The following is a 22350-nucleotide window of genomic DNA, read 5'->3' as shown; positions in this document are numbered from 1 at the left end:
GCCGCCCCAAACTCAGGCGCTGCGGTCTTTCTGAATCACCGCGGCGTCCTTGGTTAGGGCGGCTTCGCCCCCCAGCGCGGGGCAAGCCCGCTCACTACAGGGTGTTGTTAGAACAGGCGGGCGAGCAGGGCGGTGACCGCCGTTTCGACGCGCAGGATACGTGCGCCGAGTTGCACCGGTTGCAAGCCGGCCTGGGTCAGCAAGTCCACTTCATAGGGAATCCAGCCGCCCTCGGGGCCGATGGCCAGTGTCACCGGCTCATCCAGCCCGCGCGGGCAGGCCGGGTAATCGCCGGGGTGGCCGATCAGGCCCAGGGTGCCTGCGGTCATGGCGGGCAAACGGTCTTCAACGAACGGCTTGAAGCGCTTTTCGATAATGATCTCGGGCAACACCGTATCCCGCGCCTGTTCCAGGCCCAGGATCAATTGCTCACGGATCGCTTCAGGTTCCAGGAACGGCGTCTGCCAGAAGCTTTTCTCTACGCGGTAGCTGTTGACCAGCACGACCTTCGGCACGCCCATGGCGGCCACGGTTTGCAGAACCCTGCGCAGCATTTTCGGGCGCGGCAGGGCCAGCAGCAGGGTCAGGGGCAGTTTGGCCGGCGGGGGCTGGTCGAAGCTGACTTGCAGCTCGGCCTCGCGGGTTTCCAGGCGCAACAGCTGGGCGTTGCCCATCAGGCCGCCAATGCGCCCCACGCGCAGGCTGTCGCCCACCGCAGCGCGGTGGACTTCCTGCATATGCACCAGGCGCCGATCACGCAGCACCACCCGGTCGGCCGCGATAAAGTCGGCCTCTTCCAGCAACAGCAGGTTCATGGCTGGGTGGCTGGCGGCTGGTCGTTGTCGACGGGCGGGTCATCCGGCTGGTCTTCGCGCTTGCTGATCAGGCTGCCGAACAGGATGCCGATCTCGAACAGCATCCACATGGGCACGGCCAGCAAGGTCTGGGAGAAGATGTCCGGCGGGGTGAGAATCATGCCGACCACGAAGCAGCCGATGATCACGTACGGGCGGATCTTCTTCAGGTATTTGACGTCGACCACGCCGATCCATACCAGCAGCACCACGGCCACCGGAATTTCGAAGGCCACGCCAAAGGCGAAGAACAGCGTCATCACGAAATCAAGGTAGCTGGTGATGTCGGTCATCATCTCCACGCCGGCCGGCGTGGCTGCGGCGAAGAATTTGAAGATCAGCGGGAACACCAGGAAATACGCGAACGCCATGCCGGTGTAGAACAACAGGATGCTCGACACCAGCAACGGAACGGCGATGCGCTTCTCATGCTTGTACAGGCCCGGCGCGATGAAGCCCCAGATCTGGTGCAGGATCACCGGGATCGCAAGGAACAACGACACCATCATGGTCAGCTTCAATGGCGTGAGGAACGGCGACGACACATCGGTGGCGATCATCGTTGCCCCAGCCGGCAGGTACTGGCGCAGAGGCGTGGAGACGAAGGTGTAGATTTGCTGGGTAAAGGCGAACAGCCCGGCAAAGATGATGAAGATGGCCGCTACACAACGCAGCAGGCGGGTGCGCAACTCGGTGAGGTGCGAGACCAGCGGCATGTGCTGGTCGTTTTCCGGTTTATCAGCGCTCATGGGGCTCGCGGCGGCAATGTAGGGTCATGGGGCGCGGGCGACGCAACGGGCGTCGGCGCAGGCTCGGTTGGCGCGGCGGGCGTGGCTTGTGCAACGGGTGCGGGCGCGATGCTGTTCGGGGCCGCAGGCTCCTCCGGCTTGGCCGGCTCTTGTACCGGCGACAGGATTTTCCGGGCTTCCTGCTCCAACGACAGAATGTGTTCGTTGTGCAGTTGGCGGCGGATCTCGTCGGCGCCGATTTCCCGTTCAACTTCCTGTTTGATGGCGTTGAAACTGCGTTTCAGGCGCCCGATCCACAGGCCGGCCGTGCGTGCGGCACCGGGCAGGCGTTCAGGCCCCAACACCAGTAACGCCACGAGGCCGACGAGTAGCAGTTCAGAGAAGCTGATACCAAACATTAGTCAGTGCTCACGAGTCTTTGCGGGTCGGCTCTTCGACTTTTTCAGCCTGCACGTCGAAGGTCCGACGCTCGGTGATCGGCTGGGTGGCCTGCGGATGTACCGGCTGGGCCGGCGGCACCGGAGTGGCGACCGGGTCGGCCGGTTTTTCGTCGTCGTTCATGGCCTTGCGAAAACCCTTGATCGACTCGCCCACATCGGTGCCCAGGTTCTTGAGTTTCTTGGTGCCGAACACCAGTACCACCACCACCAGAATTACGATCCAGTGTTTCCAGTCAAAAATGCCCATGCTGCAATTCCTCTGTGAAAGTTATTCAGGCGGACGGGCGCGAGGCCTTTTCGACGTGCCCGGACAAGCCGAAGCGACGGTCCAGTTCATCCAGTACGGCCTGCGGATGCTGCCCCAGTTGGGCGAGCATGACCAGGCTATGGAACCACAAGTCGGCGGTCTCATAGATTACATCGCTGTAATCACCGCTGATCTGCGCGTCCTTGGCGGCGATGATCGTTTCAACGGACTCCTCGCCGAGCTTCTCCAGGATCTTGTTCAATCCCTTGTGGTACAGGCTGGCGACATAGGAGCTGTCGGCATCCGCGCCCTTGCGGTCTTCAAGTACCTGGGCCACGCGGTTCAGGGTATCGCTCATGTTCAGTGTCCTGGGGAATAAATGGCGTGCGGGTCTTTGAGCACCGGCTCGACAATTTTCCATTCGCCGTCTTCGAACACGCGATAGAAGCAACTGTGACGACCGGTGTGGCAGGCGATGTTGCCGATCTGCTCGACCATCAGGATCACCACGTCGGCGTCACAGTCGAGGCGTATCTCGTGCAGGGTTTGCACATGGCCGGACTCTTCGCCCTTACGCCACAGTTTGCCACGCGAACGTGACCAGTAAATAGCGCGCTGCTCAGCGGCGGTGAGGCTCAGGGCCTCGCGGTTCATCCAGGCCATCATCAGCACGCGCCCGGTCTTGTAGTCCTGGGCGATGGCCGGTACCAGGCCGTCATTGTCCCACTTGATCTCGTCCAACCAGTCTTTCATGTTCGGCTCCGGCAATTTGCGACAGTGTATAACCGGATCGGCTATCGACGCACGATCAGATACACACCCACGGCGACCATGATGCCGGCTGGCCAGTGGCCCAACTCATTCAGTGGCCCGCCAATGGCCAGTATCACGCCACCCACCAGGTGCGCGGCGCCCAACAGGCGCAGGAACCAGTCGTCCTTGCGCTTCTGCCAGGGTGGCGCCGGGTCATGGGCGTGGGGCTGGGACATGCGCTCCAGCAGGTCACGGGTCATGTTGGCCAGGTGCGGCAGTTGTTCGAACTGGCTGTGCAGGTTGCCGATCAGGGTTTTCGGGCTGACGCGCTCACGCATCCAGCGTTCCAGGAACGGTTGGGCGGTGTTCCACAGGTCAAGGTCCGGGTACAGCTGGCGCCCCAGCCCTTCAATGTTCAACAGGGTTTTTTGCAGCAACACCAGCTGCGGCTGCACTTCCATGTTGAAGCGCCGCGCGGTCTGGAACAGGCGCATCAGCACCTGGCCGAAAGAGATATCTTTCAGCGGTTTTTCAAAGATCGGTTCGCAGACGGTACGGATCGCCGCTTCGAATTCGTTGAGCTTGGTTTCCGCCGGTACCCAGCCCGAATCGATGTGCAGTTGCGCCACGCGGCGGTAGTCACGCTTGAAGAAGGCAAACAGGTTGCGCGCCAGGTAGTCCTGGTCTTCCGGGGTCAGGCTGCCGACGATGCCGCAGTCGATCGCAATGTACTGCGGGTTCCACGGGTTCACGGTGCTGACGAAGATGTTGCCCGGGTGCATGTCGGCGTGAAAGAAGCTGTCACGGAAGACCTGGGTGAAGAAGATCTCCACACCGCGCTCAGCGAGCATCTTCATGTCGGTGCGCTGGTCCGCCAGGGTCGCGAGGTCGGTGACCTGCACACCGTAGATACGCTCCATCACCAGTACTTTGGGACGGCACCAGTCCCAATACACTTGCGGCACATACAGCAAGGGCGAGCCTTCGAAGTTGCGCTTGAGTTGACTGGCGTTGGCGGCTTCACGCAGCAGGTCGAGTTCGTCGTAGATGGTTTTTTCGTAATCTGCGACCACGTCGACCGGGTGCAGTAGGCGTGCATCGGCGGAGAACCGCTCGGCGGCGCGGGCGAGGATGAACAGCCATGCCAGGTCCTGGCCGATGATCGGCTTGAGGCCGGGGCGAATCACCTTCACCACCACTTCTTCACCGGTCTTGAGCTGTGCGGCGTGTACCTGCGCCACCGAGGCCGATGCCAGCGGCTCGATGTCGAAGCGCCTGAACACTTCGCTGATCTTTTTGCCGAGCTGTTCTTCGATCAGCTTGACCGATTGCTGCGAGTCGAACGGCGGCACGCGGTCCTGCAGCAGCATCAGTTCGTCGGCGATGTCTTCCGGCAGCAGGTCGCGGCGGGTGGAGAGGATCTGCCCGAACTTGATGAAGATCGGCCCCAGGTCCTGCAGCGCCAGGCGCAGGCGTGCACCACGGCTCAGTTCCAGCTGCTTGCGCGGCAGCCAGCGCCACGGCAGCACATAGCGTATTGCCAGAAGAAACCACGGCAGGGGCAGGGCAAACAGCAGGTCATCGAGGCGGTAGCGGGCTACGACGCGCTGGATACGAAACAGACGGCGGACGGCGAGCAGCTTCATGCGTTATCGCTTGGATCAAGGGAACGGCTCAGGCGCTCGAAGCGGGCCTCAAGGCGTTCCAGGTCGATTTTGGCCTTGTCGAGTTCACGAAAGCGCGCTTGCGCTTCCCGTTGCCCGACCAGGGTGCGCGATTCTTCGCTCAGGTATTCGGCAAGGTTCTGGTTGAGGCTGGCGAACCCTTGCTGGTACCAGCGCGAGCGGCTGCGCAGGTGCCCACTGATCAACTGGGTGGCGACGGGGCCGATCCAGCGCGACAGCTCGTATTCCCAGTCCAGTTCCAGGTCTTGCAGCACGGCGGCCAAGTCCATCAGCACCGCACTGTCGCCTTCCAGTTCCACTTCGGCACTGTGGAGGATGGCGGTCTTGTTGCGGCTCAAGGCCAGGTGCAACAGGCTCGACGCCGGCGCCCGCAGGGTGCAGTCGGCCTCGGCGGCCCAGTGGCTGGCGAGCAGCAAGCCTTCATCGCCGGGCAGGATAAACAACTGCAAGGCGGGGCTGCGGCAGTCGACGGCAATGATCTTGCCGTTGAGGTGCGCGAGCCGCGCCAGGGCGGTGCTGTCCAGGCGCAAGACACGGTTGATGCCGTGTTCCACGCTGGCGAGAAGACCGGCGAACAACATCAGGGCTTGATGCCGCGGTGCAGGGCGACGATACCCGAGGTCATGTTGTGGTAGGTCACGCGGTCGAAACCGGCCTCCACCATCATCGACTTCAGGGTTTCCTGGTCGGGGTGCATGCGGATCGATTCGGCCAGGTAACGATAACTCTCGGCGTCATTGGTGATCAGCTTGCCCATCAACGGCATGAAGGCGAAGGAGTAGGTGTCGTAGACCTTGGACATCAGCGCGTTGGTCGGCTTGGAGAACTCCAGCACCAACAGGCGACCACCCGGCTTGAGCACGCGCAGCATGGAGCGGATCGCGTCCTCCTTGTGGGTGACGTTGCGCAGGCCGAAGGCGATGGTCACGCAGTCGAAATGGTTATCCGGGAACGGCAGTTTTTCGGCGTCGGCCTGGACGAATTCGATATTGCCCGCCACGCCTTTATCCAGCAGGCGATCGCGACCGACCTTGAGCATCGAACCGTTGATGTCCGCCAGTACCACCTGGCCGGTGGGGCCGACGAGCTTGGAGAACTTGGCCGCCAGGTCGCCCGTGCCGCCGGCGATGTCCAGCACACGGTTGCCGGCGCGTACGCCCGACAGTTCGATGGTGAAGCGTTTCCACAGGCGGTGCATGCCGCCCGACAGCACGTCGTTCATCAGGTCGTACTTGGCGGCCACGGAGTGGAACACCTCAGCGACTTTTTCCGCTTTCTGGCTTTCCGGGACGTTCTTGAAACCGAAGTGAGTGGTGGGTTCGGCATCGCTGCCTTTGCGCTGATCAGTCATATCGCTGTCACCAAAAGAGAATGCGGGACATGATAATCCCCATGACCTGCTTTGTCTTGGCAAGGCTGAAGGTAAGATAGGCGGTCACCGAGACCTTTTGCCGCATGGCAGGTGTTCCACTCGCTATAAAGAGGAGTCATTGCAATGGCCCGTATTACCGTTGAACGTGCACACACCTTGGGTAAAGAGGGCGCGCGGGCGAAGGCCGAGAAGTTGGCGCACAAGCTCAAGGAGCAATATGGCCTGGAACCTTCATGGTCCGGCGATACCTTGAACCTCAAGCGCTCGGGGGTTAAAGGCACTGTATTAGTGGCTGATGAATCGCTGCGCATTGATGTGGAACTGGGCCTGTTGATGTCCGCCATGAGTGGCACTATCAAGTCCGAAATCGAGAAGGCGCTGGATAAGGCGCTGGCTTGATTCACCGCGCTTAGGGTGCCGATTCTAATTTTTCTCCCTACTTTGTGCCCAGGCCCTCAACTCCTGTGGGCTGTTCCTCCACCCTATTTTGCGTGAGGTGCACCATGGCCAAAGTTATTTTGAAGAAAAAAAACGACGTACAGTCCACTGCCCTGAGTGACGTTAAAAGCTATGCCCGCAAGATCTGGCTGGCGGGTCTTGGTGCGTATGCCAAGGTCGGCAGCGAGGGCAGCGAGTACTTCAAAGAGCTGGTTAAGACCGGTCAACATGTTGAAAGTAAAGGCAAAAAAGTTGTGGTTGAACAACTTGATGCTGCCAACAGTCAGATTGATCAAGTAAAGAGTAATGTCTCCAGCGTCAAAGGCCTGGTCGAAGTTCAACTGGATAAAGTTGAAAAAGCCTTTGACACGCGTGTTGCAAGTGCCTTGAATCGGATTGGCATTGCGTCTAAACATGACGTTGAGACACTCTCTGCTAAGCTCGAAGAGCTGACGGCATTGCTCGAACGTGTCGCGCGTAAACATTAAGGAGACAACGGGATGGCTGTTCAAAAGAAAACTCAGAAAGAAGGCAGCTCGTGGATCGGGGAGGTTGAAAAATATTCCCGTAAGATCTGGCTTGCTGGTTTAGGCGTGTACTCGAAGGTTAGCAGTGACGGCGGTAAATACTTCGAGACCCTGGTTAAAGACGGCGAGAAGGCCGAGAAGTTGACCAAGACCACCGTGGGTAAGAAAGTCGAGGCGGCCAAGGCCACTGCCGGCTCCGCCAAATCCAGTATTTCTGATACTTGGGGCAAGTTGGAAGAAACGTTCGACAAGCGTCTGAACAGTGCCATTTCTCGGCTGGGTGTCCCCAGCAAAGCAGAACTGAAGACGCTGCACAGCAAGGTCGATACCCTGACCAAGCAAATCGAAAAACTCACCGGCGCGAAAGTGGCTCCGGCGAAAACCGCAGCCGCCAAACCGGCTGCCAAGCCTGTCGCTAAAACTGCAGCGGCCAAGCCTGCGGCGAAAACGGCCGCCAAGCCTCTGGCAAAAGCCGCCGCCAAACCTGCCGCCAAGGCCCCGGTAAAAGCAGCGGCTAAACCCGCCGCCAAAACCGCCGCGGCAAAACCAGCCACCAAGCCTGCCGCCAAGCCCGTGGCCGCTAAAGCCGCTGCCAAGCCTGCCGCTAAACCCGCCGCCAAGGCCGCCGCAAAACCGGCCGCCAAGCCCGCGACTAAAACCGCTGCAGCCAAACCTGCCGCCAAACCGGCAGCCGTCAAACCCGCTGCCAAGCCGGCGGCCAAACCCGCCGCCGCTAAAAAGCCGGCCGTAGCGAAGAAACCAGCAGCGCCCAAGCCGGCAGTCGCGGCCAAGCCTGCCACGGCACCTGCGTCAACCGCCTCCACCGCCAACTCGGTTTCCGCGCCGGCGTCTGCTGCTACAACTACGACTGCAACGCCGGCCACGCCGACGCCATCCAGTCAGTCCTGATTTTACCGGGACCTGAAAATGCCCGGCCTGAAAAGGTCGGGCATTTTTTATGCGCGCTCAAACTTCATCAGTCGTAAGCGATGGAAACGATCGCGGTACTGACCAGGGTTCCTGGAGTGATCGCGGCCCCGGTTTTGTGATACTCCGCGTTCATGGGCAACACCGCTCTCGCGCCGCTTGTCGGGATCTGGCGGGTGCGTTGGGCCGCAGACCCATTGGCGGGAATGTACGCGACGTTGCGGTGGGACAGCGCGAGCGCCGTTCCTCTTGAGGTTCCCATATTGGCGAACAGCGCGCCGTTCCCGGTTGACGGCGTACCCGAGAACAGGAAGCTCACATTCCTGATCCCAGGTTCGCAGTGGGCGGTCAGTTCGAAGGGATGCACTCCGGTGGAGTTGGCGTGGTTGAAGTCGGAAACCCTGACGGTGGGCAAGATTATCGTGCGATTCACATCGCCAACGGCCAGGTCGCAGGTAGACGCGGGATTGACGAAGCGTATGGAGGTATTGAGGATCATCCGGTAATGGCCTCTGCCTCCATCCCAGTTGTTATGCTGGATTTCACCGCTAGGCAAAGTGCCGGTTGTCACCGGCCCCAGCTTGTAAAACTGCGCAACCAGCCGGGTAGCCCCCCATAGAATCCTTCCAGGAGCCGAGACAAGGCTTTCGGTCATGAGCTTGGCGGAATAGGGCGCGCCGGAGGTCAGCGTGACCATGACGCGCATGCCGATGCCAGGAACATTCGTGTGATAAATGAGCCCTCCCGGCGCCGAGATTGCGGACGTGAACCGCCCTGTGAGAAACGTCGGGGTCGGGGAGTGGCAATTCATATAAAACGTCGGGTAGGGCCCTGCAAATGTCTGGCTGGTGATCAGTTGGCCGATGCCAAGGCTTTCCGGCACGGTAATGGTGCTGGGAAAGGTCACACTGTGTTGCGTGTTGGGGTAGCGATCGCAGGCCGCCTGGGCGGCGACTGGCAAACCGAGGCCCAGCAGTACGCAAAGAGATTTGAAACCGTGCTTCATCTTCTGTTCTCGTGACGAAATAGGCGTCGGCACTGGTGGTCCACAGTTCACGCAGTGCCGTGATCAAGGTTGGAGGGATGCCAGACCTTCGTCAGTTGTAAGTGATGGACACCGTCACGGCGCTGACCAGGGTGCCTTGGGTAATCGGCACACCGGTTTTGTGATAGGCGACCTGAAGTGGCAGCACTGCCTTGTTGCCGCTGGTCGGTATCGTTCGGCTGCGTTGGGCGGGAGTGCCGTTGGCGGGGATTGTGGTGTGGGGGGCGGCGCGGTGTGCAAGCCACAAAGCGGTCCCGGCTGAAGTGCCGGTGTTGGCAAACAACAGCCCGTTGCCGGCGGAAACGGTGCCGGCAAACAGGAAAACTACGTTGCGAATGTCCGATTCGCAGTCGGCGGAAATTTCAAAGTTGTGCGCTCCTGTGAAATTGACCGAATCAAAGTCAGATATTTTGACCGTTGGCAGGGTAATGGTGCGGTTCACATCGCCAGCGGCGAGGTTGCAGGTACCGGCGTTGACCTGGCCCCGGAAGTTGAGGGTGCCCGTGGTCGCGGCGTGTGCGGCATTGGCAGCCAGGCTTGCGGTGATTGCCAGTGCTATGGGCAGGGTTCGAAAGCTCATCAGGTAGTCCTTGTTATTTCAGTTGTAGGTGATGTTGACGGTGGCAGTACTGGCGAGCGTGCCCGAACTGACCGTGCCGTTTTTGTGGTAAGCCGCACCGAGCGGCAGGATTGCGCGATTGCCGGTAACCACCAGCGTGCGCGTGCCATGGTTGCTAAGGGTCTGTGAGACGCCGTTGATGCGTGAGTACAGCCACAGCGCTATACCCGCGGCGGTGCCGGTGTTGGCGAACAGCAAGTCCTTCCCGGGGGCGGGAGTGCCGGTGATACTGAACGTGACGTTGCCTGCATCGGTGCAGTTGGCTGTCAGGTCGAAGTTCTGTGCGCCGGCGTAGACCTCGTCTTTCAAGGCACTGACTTGGATGGACGGGAGCGTGATGGTGCGGTTGACGTCGCCGGCTGCCAGGTCGCAAGTGGCCGCAGGCCTGACGAAGCGGACCGGGCTGGCGAGTTGCAGTTGAAACCGCTCTGGACTGATGACCCAGTGTTTTTCCCAGAACCTTCCGCTGGGGATCGTCCCGGTGGTCACCGCGCCGATTTTGTAGAAGGTGGCCACCGCTGAGGTGAAGCTGGGGATCTTCCCGTACACCTGTTGGTAGCCTTGGTCATAAAGTGCAAAGGCTGCCGGGCCTCCGCCGCCGGCCCAGGTCATCGTGATACGCAGGCCTACCCCTGCAACTTCGGTGTGGTAAGCGTCAGTCCCCGGGTGTTGCAGCCGGGTATATCGACCCCAGACCCCGCTATGGGTGGCAACGCTGCACTCGGCAAAGTAGTCGGGCGCCGTACCGTTGAAAGCCACGCGAGTGATGACGCTGCCAACCGGCAGGCTGTCCGGCACGGTGATGGTCGCCGGCAGGTTCAAGGTAAACGTATCGTTCTGGAATCGGTCACACCTCGCCTGGGCGGCGACCGGTATGCCAAGGGCCAGCAGTGTCGAAACCAGCAGGGTAGGGTGTTTCATCGTCAGTCCCGTCCTCGGAAATAGAGCGTTTGGGCGCGACATGCGCGCCCGCCGGATCAACCGCTTGTATTGGCTGTGCAAGTGCCAGCATCCAAATGGCGCAACCGCTGGGTGGCGCTCCCTCCCGATGCCTTGTCCAGGCCGTATTGCAGCCGGCAAGACGCGTCGTCACGGCTACCCCACTTGATGGTCAAAAGCCCCTGGTCACGCGCTACGCGTACAAACGCCTTGCCGCCCTGGCCGACGATCCCCACGCTGGCACCGTCTTCATCGAACACATCCGAGCCGAACGGCAGCAGGCTGCCATCCTCTCGCAACGCTGTGATCAGCACGGCTTGGCCGCTGACTGTGTCGAACTGCAGCTTCACCACCGAGCCTGCGCGGGGTGCTACGTTTTGCGCGGCGGTCTTGAGTTCCACGTCGACCGACAGGTCCTTGGGGTCCAGCTCGACCACGTTCTGGCGATAGGGTGTGAGGTGGGGCACCACGGCAAAACCCTGCTTGCCGACCTGGGCGCCATGATTGCCATTGATCCGTGCTCCCTGGGCGTCCGGCGCCTGGACGATGCCGATGGTGTCGCCCAGCTCCGGAGCGAAGGTCACGCCGTCTGCGTGGGCGACGACGCCACCGGTCATGCCCAGTGACATGGCGCGGTAGGTGTTGCTCTGGCCATAGCCTGCGGACAGCACGCCGTGGCTGGCCTGGTACTTCACGTCGGCGGTCAGGGAGTTACCGCTGCCTTGGGTGCGGCTGCCTCCCACGCCGTAGGTGAATTCGCTGCGCTCGCCCAGTGTGCCGCCAAGGTTCACGCGTTCGCCGCTGCTTTGATTGCCGCGAAAGGCCGTCGTGGTCAAGGTCGGTGAGCGAGGGTCGCTGCCCAGTGGCAGGCTCACGGTCAGTTCCAGTTGCTTGTCGACCCTGTCACTCAGCAAATCCTTGGTGCGCTGGGCACTGACGGTGTAGTGCAGGCCCTTCCAGCTATTGGTGTAACCGGCGGTAAAGGTCAGGTTGCCGCTGGCGCGGTTCCAGTAGTTTTGCGAGGAACCGGTGAGGTACACCGAGCCGTTGCCCAGGCTCTGGTTAAGGCTGATGTCCATCCTGTCGCGCAGGCGCGACAGGTTGTCCAGGCTGCGCCCGTCGATGGCGAGGTCACGCACCCGTGCCGCGTCGGCGATGCTCAGGAAGCCTTCGGTGGAGTAACGGTAGGCGCCGAGGGCAAAGTGCGTCCCGGTGTCGGTGAAATTCTTGCTGTAGCGTAACTGCAAGCTTTGTCCGCCACGCGGTTCATGGCCCGGCAGGGCGGCTCTCGACGTGGTCAGGTCAAGCGACAGTGCGCCAACCGGCGTGTTGAACGCTGCGCCCAACAACTGCGACAGATAGTCCTCGCTGACGACCGCGCCCATGTAGGCGGTGAGCAGGTTATTGAGCCCGTTCTGGTAGGTGGCCTGGGCCAGGGTCGGTGGATGGCGCAGGCCGATTTCATCCAGCACGCCGACACTCAGCGAGTAGCGAGTGTGGCCCGCGCGCAGCAGGTTGGCATTGGCGGCAAAGGGCACGATGAATTCGCGCTGACGGCCGTCGGCTTCGGTCACCGTGACGGTCAGGTCGCCGCCATAACCGGTGGGGAACAGGTCGTTGAGGACGAATGGGCCGGGAGCGACAGACACCTCATCGAGCAGCACGCCGCGCTGGCGCACCGTGACCCGGGCGTTGGTCTGGGCGATGCCGCGTACCACCGGTGCAAAACCGGTCATGGAGTCCGGCAGCATGCGGTCATCGCTGAACAGGCTGGCACCGCGCAGGCGTACGCTGTCGAACAGCTCGCCTGGGGTGTAGATCTCGCCCAGCATCAGCTGTGAACGCAGTGGGTTGAGTTCGCGTTGCACATAGGTGCTGCTGCTTTGATAGCCCGAGGCGGTGTCGGTCTGGCTGAAGCTGCCGTTGTGACGCCAGTGCCAGTCACCCAGGTTGAGCCCGGTGTTCAGGCCCAGGTAATGGGAGTTGAGTGAGCGACCGTTGGTGCGGGTGGCAAAGGTGTTGGCGTTGTAGCGCGCAAAGGCCGCATCGACCCCACTGTCCCAATGCTTGGGGTCAACATAGCCACGCGCCTTACGCGCCAGGTAGATCTGTGGCACCTGCAGCGTCAGGCGGTTTTCGCCCGAATCGAATTGGCTGGTGCTGCCCGGCAGGTAGGCGGAAATGTCGGCACAGCGAGCAAATGTCGGGGTGGGCGCCTGACCGGCCTCGGCCGGTTGCTTCTGCGGCGCGTCCAGGTCGATGCCAAACCTGAGCAGCGCGTCTCGCTCCAGGCACATATGCGCAGAGTCCTGGCCCTTGACCGCGATGAAGGCCAGGGTTTAACGGCCTATCCACTGGCCGTTGAGGTAGACGTCGCTGCGGTAGCTGCCGGGGAGTACAACGTTGCCCTGGCTGAATTTTGAAATATCAACTTGCTGGCCGCCCGCGCCATCCGGAAAGAAGGCCGGGTTGAACTCGACATTCTCGACCGCATGGGCGTTGAGGGCTTGGGCACCGCTCAGCAGTAACAGGCAACGCGCCGTGTGCGTCAACCAATGACGTGTCAGGGACCTGGGTCTTGCGCTGACAGGCGTGTTCAAACTCATCTTTACCATTTCCAAAAAAAGGTGCTGTCCGAATTCGGGCAAAGGGAAGCCCTGCCCTGAAAAATGGGCATCAAACGGGTGTGTTCAGTGAGGTGAGGAGCGGGTCGGGCGGCTACGGTGCTCGGCAGGCTTCGTCGCTCACATCAGGAGCTTGGCGCGATGAGAGGTCTTTACCCCAAAGTCGTCGAGCGTCTGGAATTCCACGGTTGTTGCGCGGCCCGGTGCTGACTTGAGACTGGGCACTTCAAAGCGGTTGCGAGCGCCAGGCGCCACCATGTTCTCGGCACCGGATGTCGAGGCCTTGCGTGCATGACGCAGGTTTGACTCCAGCACTTCAATCTCCTCGAACGTCACGTGATAAGGGGTGGGGTTGTAGACTTCCAGAACCTGGCCCTGCTCGGTGGATTCGCGCCGCCATTGCAGTTTGCCCGGCGCAGCGTCGACGCCATAAGGCAGGTTCGGCGGGCGGAAAAACAGCTTGATCCGCGACCGGAAGGCGAGCTGCAGCTGGTTGCCCTGCTGGGCGTCCCGCGTTTGTGCGGGTACTTCCAGCAGGTTGAACCAGAACAGGCTTTCCTGTTTCGCCGGCAAGCTTTCGCCGGTATAGGCCAGGCGCAGAACCTGTTGCTTTCCGGGTTCCATGCGGAAGATCGGCGGCGTGGCGATAAAGGGGATGCCGGCAAGGTCCGGCGTGGAGTGTTCGTCGCCGTTGTCCAGCCAGGCCTGAATCAACACCGGTGCCTGGTTTTTGCTTTCAAGCCTGACCGTCACCTCTTTGTCGTTCTGTGGGTAGATGATCCGCGTGTTGTTGATGACAACGCTGGCGTGCGCGAGGGCGGTGCCCAGCAGTGCGAACGCCAATACCATGAGCTGCAAGAGCCGCTTTGAAATAGAGGTTAGGTTCATGGGGTGAGTCATCGGGTAGTTGAAGGGGCAAGGTTTGCCGAGTGACGTACTCGGGCACCGAAGTCGCTGACGGTGGTGAACTCGACCTTGGCGGCGCCTCGGGGACGCTCATGCAGTTGCGGCAGCGCAAACAGTTTCACGTCTCCGGCCGGCAGCAGCAGGCCATCGTTGGCTGCCTGGTTCGGCGCTTTGCTGAAGCGTTTACCCTCGCTGAGCAAGTCAACGGTGGTCAGGGAAATATGGTACGGCGTCGGGTTGGTCGCTTGCAGCGCATAGCCCTGGTCCCGGGCTACCAGCTTCCACTGCAGTTTTGCCGGGGCAATGCCCACCGGATAGGGTAATGATTGGGGGCGCAGGAACACGCGCAGGCGAGTACGGAAGGCCAGTTCGATCTGGTTGTTTTGCTCGGCACCGGCGCTCACCGGGGGCACTTCCAGCACGTTCAGCCAGTACAGGCTTTCGCGGTCGGTGGGCGGTGTGTCGCCGGAGTAGCGCAGGCGCAGTGCCTGCTGTTGATGAGGCTCAATGCGGAAGATCGGCGGTGACAAGGTAAACGGTGTTTGTGCCGTCGCCGGTGTCGAGCGCAGATCGCCCGTGTCCAGCCAGGTTTGCACCAGCGCCGGGCGATCGCCTTTGTTCTCCAGGCGCACGACGACCTCCTGCTGTTCGGCGGGGAAGATCACGCGAGTGCCATAAATAATCACCCCTGCATGGGCGGGAGTCGCTTGGAGCGATAACCATCCAACAGCACAGGTGGCCAGCGCGAGGCGAGCCATTGTTTTCATAGTGTCCAACGTCTCTTCGAATCCAGGGAGGGACCTGCAGGGGCGCTGCAAGTCCGTTACCTACTTGGCCTGCCGGCTCCTTAATCGGCGTAAACGACCATAAAGCCGACGCGCGTCTTGACCGTACCTTCGGTGGCCGGGGCGGTGGCGTACATTTGCGCGGCCAGCGGGATGACGGCCTGGTTATCCGCGATGACGACGCCCTCCGATTTTTCGGTGTAAACGTTAATAGGCGTGCCATTACGGTTGGTCACTTCAACCTGTACGTTCTTGGCGTTGGCGGTGTCGTCAGGGTTGTCGTAGCCATCGATGTTCAAGCGCCCGGTCGCCACGTCAATGGCCGGGCTGGTGGGGTCGAACGCAACCATGGCGGTGCGGCCGTTGGTGCAACTGCCTTCGCCGGGGGCGCCAATACGGATGGTGAAGCCGGTCAGGTTGGCACGATCACCTGGTCGCGCCAGGCGCGCAGCGGAAACACCCCCCAGGTTCACGTCCTTGACCACGGCACCGGTACCCGGCGCCGCGCCTTCGATGGTGCACGTCGTGTCGTTCACCAGTCCGGTGAAATTGATGGTGCCGTCATTGGCGGCGTAGGCGGTTTGCGATACGGCGGCAGCCAATGCAAGGGCAGTTGCAGCGGAAGAGAGAGCGTTGAATTTCATAGTATTTCCAAGCATGAATTATCTGGGATTGGCCTCGCACACTTGGGCTTTGTTTAAAAACGCTCCAAGTTGGCGAGGCCTACAAATAATCGGCCGGAACCGTCGATGCTGCCTATAGAGAAGTAACGATATTGGCCTCGTGATTGTTCGAAATTTTGTATTTAGAATCCAAATAGTTGTATTGACGGCTACTTGTAAGATTGCGCTGTAAGTTGGGAATGTAAGAGAAATCCTTATTATTGTTATTGATTGAACCTGCGGTGCGGCTGGGATATACCGTGATCATAATGACCGGCGAGTTTTTGTAATGAGCAGTACTCACAAGATCGGGTTTTTCGATGCCTACATCAACTTCCAGTACGTACACCATCATGTTGCTTGATGATCATGAGATGGTTAGGCAGGGGATCGAGCTGGGCCTGAGCAAGGAAGTCGACCTTGAGGTCATCGGTTCCTTCGGCACAGGCAAGGAATTATTGGAGGCGCTTGCCCGGCGGCCTGCTGATGTGGTGGTGATGGATTTTATCCTGGGGCCTTCAGACATCGATGGCCTCAGCCTGATCCAGACCCTTAGCCGACGTTTCAAGCAGTGCAAACCCATCGTCTTGTCATCCCACTACACACCGGCGACGGTGTTAATGACGTTGAAGGCCGGAAGTTGGGGAGTATTGGGCAAAACCCAGAAGTTGACGGAGTTGGTTGCAGCGATTCGAACAGTCGCTCAAGGGCGAATTTACCTGCAGCCCTGTATGTTGCCGGAACAGCAAGGCGCCCAACTTATCTTTGAGGGGGGCGATATACCATCAACGCTGGGCGGGGGCGGTTCGCTCCCGACTAATGCCAGCCTCACACCCAAAGAACAGGAGGTGCTGCGTTGCTTTCTCGATGGCATGTCGGTGAGTTCAATTGCGGCAAAGTTTTCGCGCAGCGCCAGTACTATCAGTACGCAAAAACAATCGGCCTATCGGAAATTGGGCATCAAGACCGATAGCGAACTTTTCAAGTTCACTCAACAGTTTGGCAAGCCAGGATAGGCCGTGGCTGCCCAGCCTTAACCCGGGTTGTCCAGATAGCGCAGAGCGAACTGTTCCGTCGCCTGGCGGGCCGGTGCCAACAAGTGTGGCGCCACCAGCATCATGATCTGGTAGACCACCACCTGCACTTCACCTTCGCGATCGAGAACTCGCTGGTAATCCAGGGAAAACAACAGGGTCAGGGTGATTTGTTCCACCAACTGGCCCAGCGCCTGGGTACTGCTGACCAACTGTCCCGCCGCTTTCAACCGTGCCAGCAGTGAAGCCAGGGTGCGCTTGAGTGCCGTAAGCAGGCTGCGAATGCCCTTGGCCAGTTTCGGCAGGCGCCCGGCGAGGTTCGACAGGTCCTGGAACAGAAAGCGGTAGTGCGCCATACGCTCGACGATCAGGTGCAGGAACAACCAGTAATCTTCGGCCTCCAGTTGCGCATTCGCGGGTGGATCGAGCAGCGGCGCCAGCTCACACTGAAAGCGTTCGAACAGCCCGAGCACCAGCGGCTCCTTGCCGTGGAAATGGTAGTAGAGGTTGCCGGGGCTGATCCCCATCTCATTGGCTACCTCCATGGTCGACACGTTGGGCTCGCCCTTGCGGTTGAACAATTGCAGGGCACATTCAAGGATACGGTCGCGGGTCTTCATCCAGTCTTCTTAATGAGTTCGTAGAGCTCAGCGCACCCGCACATAAGTGCCCGGCGCCGCTTCCATCGGTGGGTAGTTCTGGTTGCCCAGGGCCGTGAGGGTTTCGCGTTGCACGCCCGAACGCTGCGTAATCCACTCCAGCCATTGCGGCCACCAACTGCCTTCGACGTGGTTGGCGTCGTAATACCAGGCCCGCGGGTCGCTGCTCAGCTTGGCGTTCTCGACGTAGTTGGCCTTGGGGTTGCCCGGCGGGTTGAGGATGCTCTGGATATGCCCGCTGTTGGACAGCACGAAGCGTCGCTCGCCGCCCAGCAATTGAGTCGAGCGATACACCGCGTCCCAGGGGGTGATGTGGTCGTTGATCCCGGCCACGCTGAAGCTGTCCACCGTGACCTTCTGTAAATCGATCGGCGTGCCACATACTTCCAGGCCGCCGGGGTGGCTCAACGGGTTGTGCTTGAAGAAGTCCAGCAGGTCGCCGTGCAGCGCGGCAGGCAGGCGCGTGTTGTCGTTGTTCCAGTACAGGATGTCGAAGGCCGGTGGCTCCTTGCCCAGCAGGTAGTTGTTGATCCAGTAGTTCCAGATCAGATCGTTGGGGCGCATCCAGGCGAACACCTTGGCCATGTCACGACCGTCCAGCACGCCCTGTTGATAGGAGTGGCGTTTGGCGGCCTCCAGGGTTTGCTCATCGACAAACAGGGTAGCGGGGCTGTCGATCTGGCTGTCGAGCAGGCTGACCAGGTAAGTGGCGCTGGAGATGCGCCGTAGCTGGCGCTTGGCCTGCAAGTGGCCTTGCAGGGCGGCGATAGTCAGGCCACCGGCGCAGGCACCCATCAGGTTGACCTCTCGGGCCCCGGTGATTGCCCGGCACACATTGAGCGCTTCCTCCAGGGCCGCCACGTAGGTGGACAGGCCCCATTCGCGATGGCGCACATCCGGGTTGCGCCAACTGATCATGAACGTCTGCAAACCGTTCTTCAGGGCGTACTGCACAAAGCTGTTGCCGGGGCTCAAGTCGAAGATGTAGTACTTGTTGATTTGCGGCGGCACGATCAACAGCGGCTTGGCGTACTGTTTTTCGCTCAAGGGCTTGTACTGGATCAGCTCCAGCAGCTCGTTGCGAAACACCACCGAGCCCGACGTAGTGGCCACCGTCTTGCCCACTTCGAAGGCGTGCTTGCTCACCTGGCGCGGCAGGCCATTGTTGTGCAGCAGGTCTTCGAACAGGTTGCTCACACCGCGCACCACACTGTTGCCTCCGGAGTTCAGCAGTTCCTTGACGGCCAGTGGGTTGAGCAGGGTGTTGGAGGGTGAAACGGCGTCATTGATCAAGGAAAAGGCAAAGTGCGCGCGGGCGCGGTCATCGGCACTCAGGTGGCTGTCATCGATCCAGTGGCGTGTCTGCTGTTGCCAGCTCAGGTAGGCTTGCAGGCTGCGCCGGTAGAGCGGGTTGAGCTTCCAGGTGGGGTCGATGAAGCGGCTGTCGTTGGGGTTGGGCTCGTGCACGGTTTCGCCCAGCAGCACGCGCCCCAACTGGCCACCCAATGCCAGGGCATGACGGGCGGTATGCAGCGGGTTGCGCAAGCTGTGGGCCGCCACGCTGCGCAAGGTCGACAGCAGGTCTCGTCCCCTGAGACCGGTGATCGCATTTTGCGCGTTAATGAACGCAGCGGGGGTGGGCGCCGGGTTCGACACGGGTCTTTCTCGCATGAGCCAACACTCCTTGGTCAAGTCATCAAGCAGGCACGCCAATTCAGAACCATAGTCGGTTCCTGGGAAGTTGCGCGGCGGTGTGGTCCTTACACCGCGGGGCGCGGGTGAATCACAGCCCGCAGGCGCTCCTCCTCGAGAAACTTCATGATGATGGGCGCCACGGCTTCGGCCCGAGTGATCAGGAACAGATGGCCGTCATCGATGATGTGCAACTGTGCGTTGGGGATGCGCCAGGCCAGCAGGCGCATATTGACCAGCGGGATCAGCGGGTCGTCGTCCCCCGCCAGTACCAGGGTCGGTTGGCGGATCTTGTGCAGCCAATGGATACTGGTCCAACCCAGGCCGGCGAACAGCTGCCAGTAGTAACCCAGTTTGCCGGCCGAGCGCACTTTGCTGGCATGTTCGGCGGCGAGTTTGGCGTCGCGACGGAATGAGCCGCCATAAATCATTGGCGCGATGCGTACTACGTGGGATGGCTGGATGTAACGGCGCGGGCTGGCCATCAGCCACAACACTTTTGGCTTACCCGGCACCATGACCGCACCCGCCGCCGTGGCCGCCAGGATCAGTTTCTTGCAGCGCTCCGGATAGTCGTAGGCAAATTGCTGCGCCAGCGCCCCACCCCAGGACACACCCACCACATTGACCTGGCCATAGTCGAGGTAATCGAGCATTCGTGCGGTGAGCTTGGCCAGGCCGGGAAAGCGATAGGGCACGCTGGGCGTTGAAGACCCTCCCACTCCAGGCACGTCGAAGGCGATCACTTCCAGGTCCGGGTCCAGCGCCTGGGCGAACGGAAACACCAGCTCGAGGTTGGCGCCGATGCCATTGAAGATCAGCAGCGGCGTCAAGTGAGGCTTGCCCGGGCGTACCGCCGTGCGGATGGTCTGGCCGTCCAGGTCGATGGTACGGAAGATGAACGGTTGCGGCATGCTCAAGCCCTGTGAAGTGGTGTCTCTGGAGTGCAGCCAATGTGGGGGGCAAGCGCCCTCCCACATTTGATCTCATTTCAATCTAGCGTTCATGTACGTAGGTGCCCGGCGCCGCTTCCGCCGCGGCGTAGGTTTTATTTCCGAGCGCTGTAGGGGCCTTCTTCAGTTTGCCTGCCCGGTCTGCCAGCCAACCCTGCCAGTGCAGCCACCAGGAGTCGGTGTGCTTGGTCGCATTCTCCTGCCAGTCCAGAGCCTTGCCGGTCAGGCTGTCGCTGGTCTGGTAGCGCGCCTTGGGGTTGCCCGGCGGGTTGAGGATGCTCTGGATATGCCCGCTGCTGGACAGCACAAATTCGACCTTGCCACCAAACAGCTGCGCCGACTTGTAGCACGACTGCCACGGTGTGATGTGGTCGTTGGTGCCGGCCAGTGCGTAGATATCCGCGGTGACCTGCTTGAGGTCAATCGGCGTGCCGCACACTTCCAGTGCGTTGGCGCGCACCAGTGGGTTGTTCTTGAACAGTTCGATCAAGTCGCCGTGGAACGCGGCGGGCAAGCGCGTGGTGTCGTTGTTCCAGAACAGGATGTCGAACACGGGAGGCTCGTTGCCCAGCAGGTAGTTGTTGACCCAGTAATTCCAGATCAGGTCATTGGGGCGCATCCAGGCAAACACTTTGGCCATGTCGCGGCCTTCCAGCACGCCGGCCTGGTAGGAGTGGCGCTTGGCCGCTTCCAGGGTCTGTTCGTCGACGAACAGCGCCACCTGGGTGTCCAGGGCGGTGTCCAGCACGCTCACCAACAGGGTCAGGGCGTTGACCTTCTTCTCCCCCAGTGCCGCGTAATGGCCGAGCAGGGCGGTGCAGGTGATGCCGCCGGAGCAGGCGCCCAGCATGTTGACGTCCTTGCTGCCGGTGATCGCCGTAACCACATCCACCGCTTCCTTGAGCGCCTCGATGTAGGTGGACAGGCCCCATTCGCGCTGGGCCTTGGTCGGGTTGCGCCAACTGACGATGAACGTCTGCTGGCCATTGCGCAGGCAAAAGCGCGCCAGGCTCTTATCCGGGCTCAAGTCGAAGACATAGAATTTGTTGATCTGCGGCGGCACCACCAACAGAGGGCGCTCGTGCACTTGCTCGGTGATCGGCTTGTACTGGATCAGCTCCAGCACATCGTTGCGAAACACCACCGCGCCTTCACTGGTGCCCAGGGTCTTGCCCACTTCGAAAGCGCCCATGTTGACCTGGCTCGGCATGCCGCCGTTGTGCACCAGGTCTTTGGCGAGATGGGAAAGCCCGTCGAGCAGGCTTTTGCCGCCGGTTTCAAAGAAGCGTTTGACCGCCGCCGGGTTGGCCGCGCTGTTGGTGGGGGCCATGGCTTCGGTCATCAGGTTGATCACGAAGTGGCCGCGGCTGATGTCCTGTTCGGACAGGTTGCTGTCGCCGATCCAGTCGTGCAGTTCCTTGCGCCACGCCAGGTAGGTTTGCAGGTAGCGTTTATAGAGTGGGTTCTGGCTCCAGGCCGGGTCGTTGAAGCGACGGTCGTCGCTCTCGGGCGCCAGTTGGGATTTGCCGAACATCACGTTTTTCAATTCAACGCCGAAATGGGCGACGTGTTTGACGCTGTGCAACGGTTGCTTGATGGCTTGGGTCAACACCATCTTCGCCGAGGCCAATAAATCCTTTTTGCGTAACGCGATGATCGGGTTCAGCCCCAAGGTGTTTTCCGAGGCCTGGCGTTTCAAGTCATCGTTGTTCTTGTTACTCATCTACGACGCTCCATTGTCCGAAAGACGAGTACCGGGTACCGCTGTGCACCAGGTTTCGATACACAACACAAGCCAGGTACGCGACTCGGGTGACCGTTGATACCGCATCGTCAAATGCAGGGAACTTGCCAGTTCCATTGGTTACCTGAGTTTAATTTTTTTCGCAAGCGGGCCAATCGTTGGCCACGAGACAGGGCATTCAAGCAGATGGAATTAGAAAATGCTCTCTAAAGAGCCGCAGGCCTGAGCTAGAGCATCAGCCGTACGACCGACTCACTCGGGTCGCGGGTTTTTCCGGCGGCTTTGAGTTCCGCCAGATAATCGGCCCACAGGGCTTCCTGGCGTACAGCCAGTTGGTAGAGGTAGTCCCAAGTGAACAGTCCGCTGTCATGGCCGTCATCGAAGGTCAATTTCAGTGCGTACTGCCCGGCCGGCTCTACCTTGATCAGGCGCACGTTGAGTTTGCCGAATTGCAGGATGGGTTTGCCGTGGCCCTGGACCTCTGCGGAAGGCGAGTGGGTACGCAGCAGTTCGGCGGGCAACTGATAGACCTCATCGGGCCCGTAGGTGAGGCCGAGGGTGTTGGAGGTCTTGTGCAGGTTTACAGCAGTCGGGAATTTGGACATGGAAGATGATCCTGAATGAACCGGCCTCAAAATGTGGGAGGGGGCTTGCTCCCGATAGCGGTGCCTCAGTCAGTTTATCTGATACTGATAC

24 protein-coding genes and 1 pseudogene are annotated in these 22350 nt (G+C 60.6%); 4 read left to right on the top strand and 21 right to left on the bottom strand.

Annotated features, from left to right (window positions below; genetic code table 11):
- Positions 1–107: 107 nt before the first annotated feature.
- From ACQRBT_RS07310 to ubiE, 9 genes are read right to left on the bottom strand one after another with little or no spacing between them, the layout of a single operon-like run.
- Positions 108–815 (bottom strand): 16S rRNA (uracil(1498)-N(3))-methyltransferase, encoded by a 708-nt coding sequence (locus ACQRBT_RS07310; RefSeq protein ID WP_412046566.1) that lies wholly within the window; start codon positions 813–815, stop codon positions 108–110.
- On the bottom strand, positions 812–1603 hold the full coding sequence (gene tatC, locus ACQRBT_RS07305; RefSeq protein ID WP_060754566.1) for a twin-arginine translocase subunit TatC: 792 nt from the start codon (positions 1601–1603) through the stop codon (positions 812–814). The genes ACQRBT_RS07310 and tatC overlap by 4 nt, the downstream gene beginning before the upstream one ends.
- Positions 1600–2001 carry a Sec-independent protein translocase protein TatB gene (gene tatB, locus ACQRBT_RS07300; protein WP_060754565.1) on the bottom strand — a complete coding sequence of 134 codons (402 nt, stop codon included), beginning with the start codon at positions 1999–2001 and terminating at the stop codon, positions 1600–1602. The genes tatC and tatB overlap by 4 nt, the downstream gene beginning before the upstream one ends.
- Before the next feature lie 10 nt (positions 2002–2011).
- Positions 2012–2290 carry a twin-arginine translocase TatA/TatE family subunit gene (locus tag ACQRBT_RS07295; protein ID WP_060754564.1) on the bottom strand — a complete coding sequence of 93 codons (279 nt, stop codon included), beginning with the start codon at positions 2288–2290 and terminating at the stop codon, positions 2012–2014.
- A 25-nt stretch (positions 2291–2315) separates the two neighbouring features.
- Complete coding sequence (locus ACQRBT_RS07290) at positions 2316–2648, bottom strand: phosphoribosyl-ATP diphosphatase (RefSeq protein WP_005783994.1); 333 nt, start codon at positions 2646–2648, stop codon at positions 2316–2318.
- 2 nt (positions 2649–2650) lie between these two features.
- A complete protein-coding gene (gene hisI, locus ACQRBT_RS07285; protein ID WP_090367312.1) occupies positions 2651–3043 on the bottom strand; it encodes a phosphoribosyl-AMP cyclohydrolase in 393 nt (130 codons plus the stop codon).
- A 41-nt stretch (positions 3044–3084) separates the two neighbouring features.
- Positions 3085–4689 (bottom strand): ubiquinone biosynthesis regulatory protein kinase UbiB, encoded by a 1605-nt coding sequence (gene ubiB / locus ACQRBT_RS07280; RefSeq protein ID WP_412046567.1) that lies wholly within the window; start codon positions 4687–4689, stop codon positions 3085–3087.
- On the bottom strand, positions 4686–5309 hold the full coding sequence (locus ACQRBT_RS07275) for a ubiquinone biosynthesis accessory factor UbiJ (protein ID WP_104995295.1): 624 nt from the start codon (positions 5307–5309) through the stop codon (positions 4686–4688). The genes ubiB and ACQRBT_RS07275 overlap by 4 nt, the downstream gene beginning before the upstream one ends.
- A complete protein-coding gene (ubiE, locus tag ACQRBT_RS07270) occupies positions 5309–6079 on the bottom strand; it encodes a bifunctional demethylmenaquinone methyltransferase/2-methoxy-6-polyprenyl-1,4-benzoquinol methylase UbiE (RefSeq protein ID WP_060754560.1) in 771 nt (256 codons plus the stop codon). Before ubiE ends, ACQRBT_RS07275 begins: the two co-directional genes overlap by 1 nt.
- Positions 6080–6223: 144 nt before the next feature.
- Between ubiE and ACQRBT_RS07265 the strand changes: the two genes are divergently transcribed.
- The 3 genes from ACQRBT_RS07265 (at position 6224) to ACQRBT_RS07255 (ending at position 7974) form a co-directional block, all read left to right on the top strand.
- A complete protein-coding gene (locus tag ACQRBT_RS07265) occupies positions 6224–6499 on the top strand; it encodes a polyhydroxyalkanoic acid system family protein (RefSeq protein ID WP_060754559.1) in 276 nt (91 codons plus the stop codon).
- 104 nt (positions 6500–6603) lie between these two features.
- Entirely contained in the window at positions 6604–7026 is a 423-nt protein-coding gene (locus ACQRBT_RS07260; RefSeq protein ID WP_060754558.1) for a phasin family protein, read from the top strand.
- A gap of 12 nt (positions 7027–7038) precedes the next feature.
- Positions 7039–7974 (top strand): phasin family protein, encoded by a 936-nt coding sequence (locus ACQRBT_RS07255; RefSeq protein WP_412046568.1) that lies wholly within the window; start codon positions 7039–7041, stop codon positions 7972–7974.
- Between the two features lie 67 nt (positions 7975–8041).
- Here ACQRBT_RS07255 and ACQRBT_RS07250 read toward each other — a convergent pair whose 3' ends face one another.
- The 7 genes and pseudogenes from ACQRBT_RS07250 to ACQRBT_RS07220 form a co-directional block, all read right to left on the bottom strand.
- Entirely contained in the window at positions 8042–8998 is a 957-nt protein-coding gene (locus tag ACQRBT_RS07250) for a fimbrial protein (RefSeq protein ID WP_161547712.1), read from the bottom strand.
- A 91-nt stretch (positions 8999–9089) separates the two neighbouring features.
- Positions 9090–9617: a fimbrial protein gene (locus ACQRBT_RS07245; protein WP_060754555.1), complete on the bottom strand. Its 528-nt coding sequence runs from the start codon at positions 9615–9617 to the stop codon at positions 9090–9092.
- 18 nt (positions 9618–9635) lie between these two features.
- The gene (locus ACQRBT_RS07240) at positions 9636–10577 is read right to left on the bottom strand and encodes a fimbrial protein (RefSeq protein ID WP_412046569.1); all 942 of its coding nucleotides are present in this window, start codon (positions 10575–10577) and stop codon (positions 9636–9638) included.
- 56 nt (positions 10578–10633) lie between these two features.
- Positions 10634–13201 (bottom strand): annotated as a pseudogene (locus tag ACQRBT_RS07235) (fimbria/pilus outer membrane usher protein).
- Positions 13202–13339: 138 nt separating this feature from the next.
- Entirely contained in the window at positions 13340–14107 is a 768-nt protein-coding gene (locus ACQRBT_RS07230) for a fimbrial biogenesis chaperone (RefSeq protein ID WP_412046570.1), read from the bottom strand.
- 8 nt (positions 14108–14115) lie between these two features.
- Positions 14116–14892 (bottom strand): fimbrial biogenesis chaperone, encoded by a 777-nt coding sequence (locus ACQRBT_RS07225; protein WP_412046571.1) that lies wholly within the window; start codon positions 14890–14892, stop codon positions 14116–14118.
- An 80-nt stretch (positions 14893–14972) separates the two neighbouring features.
- Positions 14973–15554 (bottom strand): fimbrial protein, encoded by a 582-nt coding sequence (locus ACQRBT_RS07220; protein WP_060754550.1) that lies wholly within the window; start codon positions 15552–15554, stop codon positions 14973–14975.
- 371 nt (positions 15555–15925) lie between these two features.
- Between ACQRBT_RS07220 and ACQRBT_RS07215 the strand changes: the two genes are divergently transcribed.
- Entirely contained in the window at positions 15926–16588 is a 663-nt protein-coding gene (locus tag ACQRBT_RS07215; protein ID WP_060754694.1) for a response regulator transcription factor, read from the top strand.
- 17 nt (positions 16589–16605) lie between these two features.
- Here ACQRBT_RS07215 and ACQRBT_RS07210 read toward each other — a convergent pair whose 3' ends face one another.
- The 5 genes from ACQRBT_RS07210 to ACQRBT_RS07190 all read right to left on the bottom strand — a co-directional run bounded on the left by ACQRBT_RS07210 (position 16606) and on the right by ACQRBT_RS07190 (position 22259).
- Entirely contained in the window at positions 16606–17226 is a 621-nt protein-coding gene (locus ACQRBT_RS07210) for a TetR/AcrR family transcriptional regulator (RefSeq protein ID WP_060754549.1), read from the bottom strand.
- 27 nt (positions 17227–17253) lie between these two features.
- Positions 17254–18936 (bottom strand): class II poly(R)-hydroxyalkanoic acid synthase, encoded by a 1683-nt coding sequence (gene phaC, locus ACQRBT_RS07205; protein WP_412046572.1) that lies wholly within the window; start codon positions 18934–18936, stop codon positions 17254–17256.
- 89 nt (positions 18937–19025) lie between these two features.
- The gene (gene phaZ / locus ACQRBT_RS07200; RefSeq protein ID WP_060754547.1) at positions 19026–19871 is read right to left on the bottom strand and encodes a poly(3-hydroxyalkanoate) depolymerase; all 846 of its coding nucleotides are present in this window, start codon (positions 19869–19871) and stop codon (positions 19026–19028) included.
- An 82-nt stretch (positions 19872–19953) separates the two neighbouring features.
- The gene (gene phaC, locus ACQRBT_RS07195) at positions 19954–21633 is read right to left on the bottom strand and encodes a class II poly(R)-hydroxyalkanoic acid synthase (protein ID WP_060754546.1); all 1680 of its coding nucleotides are present in this window, start codon (positions 21631–21633) and stop codon (positions 19954–19956) included.
- A 248-nt stretch (positions 21634–21881) separates the two neighbouring features.
- On the bottom strand, positions 21882–22259 hold the full coding sequence (locus ACQRBT_RS07190) for a gamma-butyrobetaine hydroxylase-like domain-containing protein (RefSeq protein WP_053253945.1): 378 nt from the start codon (positions 22257–22259) through the stop codon (positions 21882–21884).
- Between the last annotated feature and the right edge of the window lie 91 nt (positions 22260–22350).

Origin of the sequence: Pseudomonas sp. R19M, from assembly GCF_050312585.1 — a bacterium.
GTDB lineage: Bacteria > Pseudomonadota > Gammaproteobacteria > Pseudomonadales > Pseudomonadaceae > Aquipseudomonas > Aquipseudomonas palleroniana.
Note: the sequence above shows the minus strand (reverse complement) of the source record. Positions and strands in the feature narration are given on the sequence as shown.

Coding starts and splice junctions, on each gene's coding strand:
- ACQRBT_RS07310 (WP_412046566.1), bottom strand. CDS start 815: ATGAACCTGCTGTTGCTGGAAGAGGCCGACTTTATCGCGGCCGACCGG.
- tatC (WP_060754566.1), bottom strand. CDS start 1,603: ATGAGCGCTGATAAACCGGAAAACGACCAGCACATGCCGCTGGTCTCG.
- tatB (WP_060754565.1), bottom strand. CDS start 2,001: ATGTTTGGTATCAGCTTCTCTGAACTGCTACTCGTCGGCCTCGTGGCG.
- ACQRBT_RS07295 (WP_060754564.1), bottom strand. CDS start 2,290: ATGGGCATTTTTGACTGGAAACACTGGATCGTAATTCTGGTGGTGGTG.
- ACQRBT_RS07290 (WP_005783994.1), bottom strand. CDS start 2,648: ATGAGCGATACCCTGAACCGCGTGGCCCAGGTACTTGAAGACCGCAAG.
- hisI (WP_090367312.1), bottom strand. CDS start 3,043: ATGAAAGACTGGTTGGACGAGATCAAGTGGGACAATGACGGCCTGGTA.
- ubiB (WP_412046567.1), bottom strand. CDS start 4,689: ATGAAGCTGCTCGCCGTCCGCCGTCTGTTTCGTATCCAGCGCGTCGTA.
- ACQRBT_RS07275 (WP_104995295.1), bottom strand. CDS start 5,309: ATGTTGTTCGCCGGTCTTCTCGCCAGCGTGGAACACGGCATCAACCGT.
- ubiE (WP_060754560.1), bottom strand. CDS start 6,079: ATGACTGATCAGCGCAAAGGCAGCGATGCCGAACCCACCACTCACTTC.
- ACQRBT_RS07265 (WP_060754559.1), top strand. CDS start 6,224: ATGGCCCGTATTACCGTTGAACGTGCACACACCTTGGGTAAAGAGGGC.
- ACQRBT_RS07260 (WP_060754558.1), top strand. CDS start 6,604: ATGGCCAAAGTTATTTTGAAGAAAAAAAACGACGTACAGTCCACTGCC.
- ACQRBT_RS07255 (WP_412046568.1), top strand. CDS start 7,039: ATGGCTGTTCAAAAGAAAACTCAGAAAGAAGGCAGCTCGTGGATCGGG.
- ACQRBT_RS07250 (WP_161547712.1), bottom strand. CDS start 8,998: ATGAAGCACGGTTTCAAATCTCTTTGCGTACTGCTGGGCCTCGGTTTG.
- ACQRBT_RS07245 (WP_060754555.1), bottom strand. CDS start 9,617: ATGAGCTTTCGAACCCTGCCCATAGCACTGGCAATCACCGCAAGCCTG.
- ACQRBT_RS07240 (WP_412046569.1), bottom strand. CDS start 10,577: ATGAAACACCCTACCCTGCTGGTTTCGACACTGCTGGCCCTTGGCATA.
- ACQRBT_RS07230 (WP_412046570.1), bottom strand. CDS start 14,107: ATGAACCTAACCTCTATTTCAAAGCGGCTCTTGCAGCTCATGGTATTG.
- ACQRBT_RS07225 (WP_412046571.1), bottom strand. CDS start 14,892: ATGAAAACAATGGCTCGCCTCGCGCTGGCCACCTGTGCTGTTGGATGG.
- ACQRBT_RS07220 (WP_060754550.1), bottom strand. CDS start 15,554: ATGAAATTCAACGCTCTCTCTTCCGCTGCAACTGCCCTTGCATTGGCT.
- ACQRBT_RS07215 (WP_060754694.1), top strand. CDS start 15,926: ATGTTGCTTGATGATCATGAGATGGTTAGGCAGGGGATCGAGCTGGGC.
- ACQRBT_RS07210 (WP_060754549.1), bottom strand. CDS start 17,226: ATGAAGACCCGCGACCGTATCCTTGAATGTGCCCTGCAATTGTTCAAC.
- phaC (WP_412046572.1), bottom strand. CDS start 18,936: ATGCGAGAAAGACCCGTGTCGAACCCGGCGCCCACCCCCGCTGCGTTC.
- phaZ (WP_060754547.1), bottom strand. CDS start 19,871: ATGCCGCAACCGTTCATCTTCCGTACCATCGACCTGGACGGCCAGACC.
- phaC (WP_060754546.1), bottom strand. CDS start 21,633: ATGAGTAACAAGAACAACGATGACTTGAAACGCCAGGCCTCGGAAAAC.
- ACQRBT_RS07190 (WP_053253945.1), bottom strand. CDS start 22,259: ATGTCCAAATTCCCGACTGCTGTAAACCTGCACAAGACCTCCAACACC.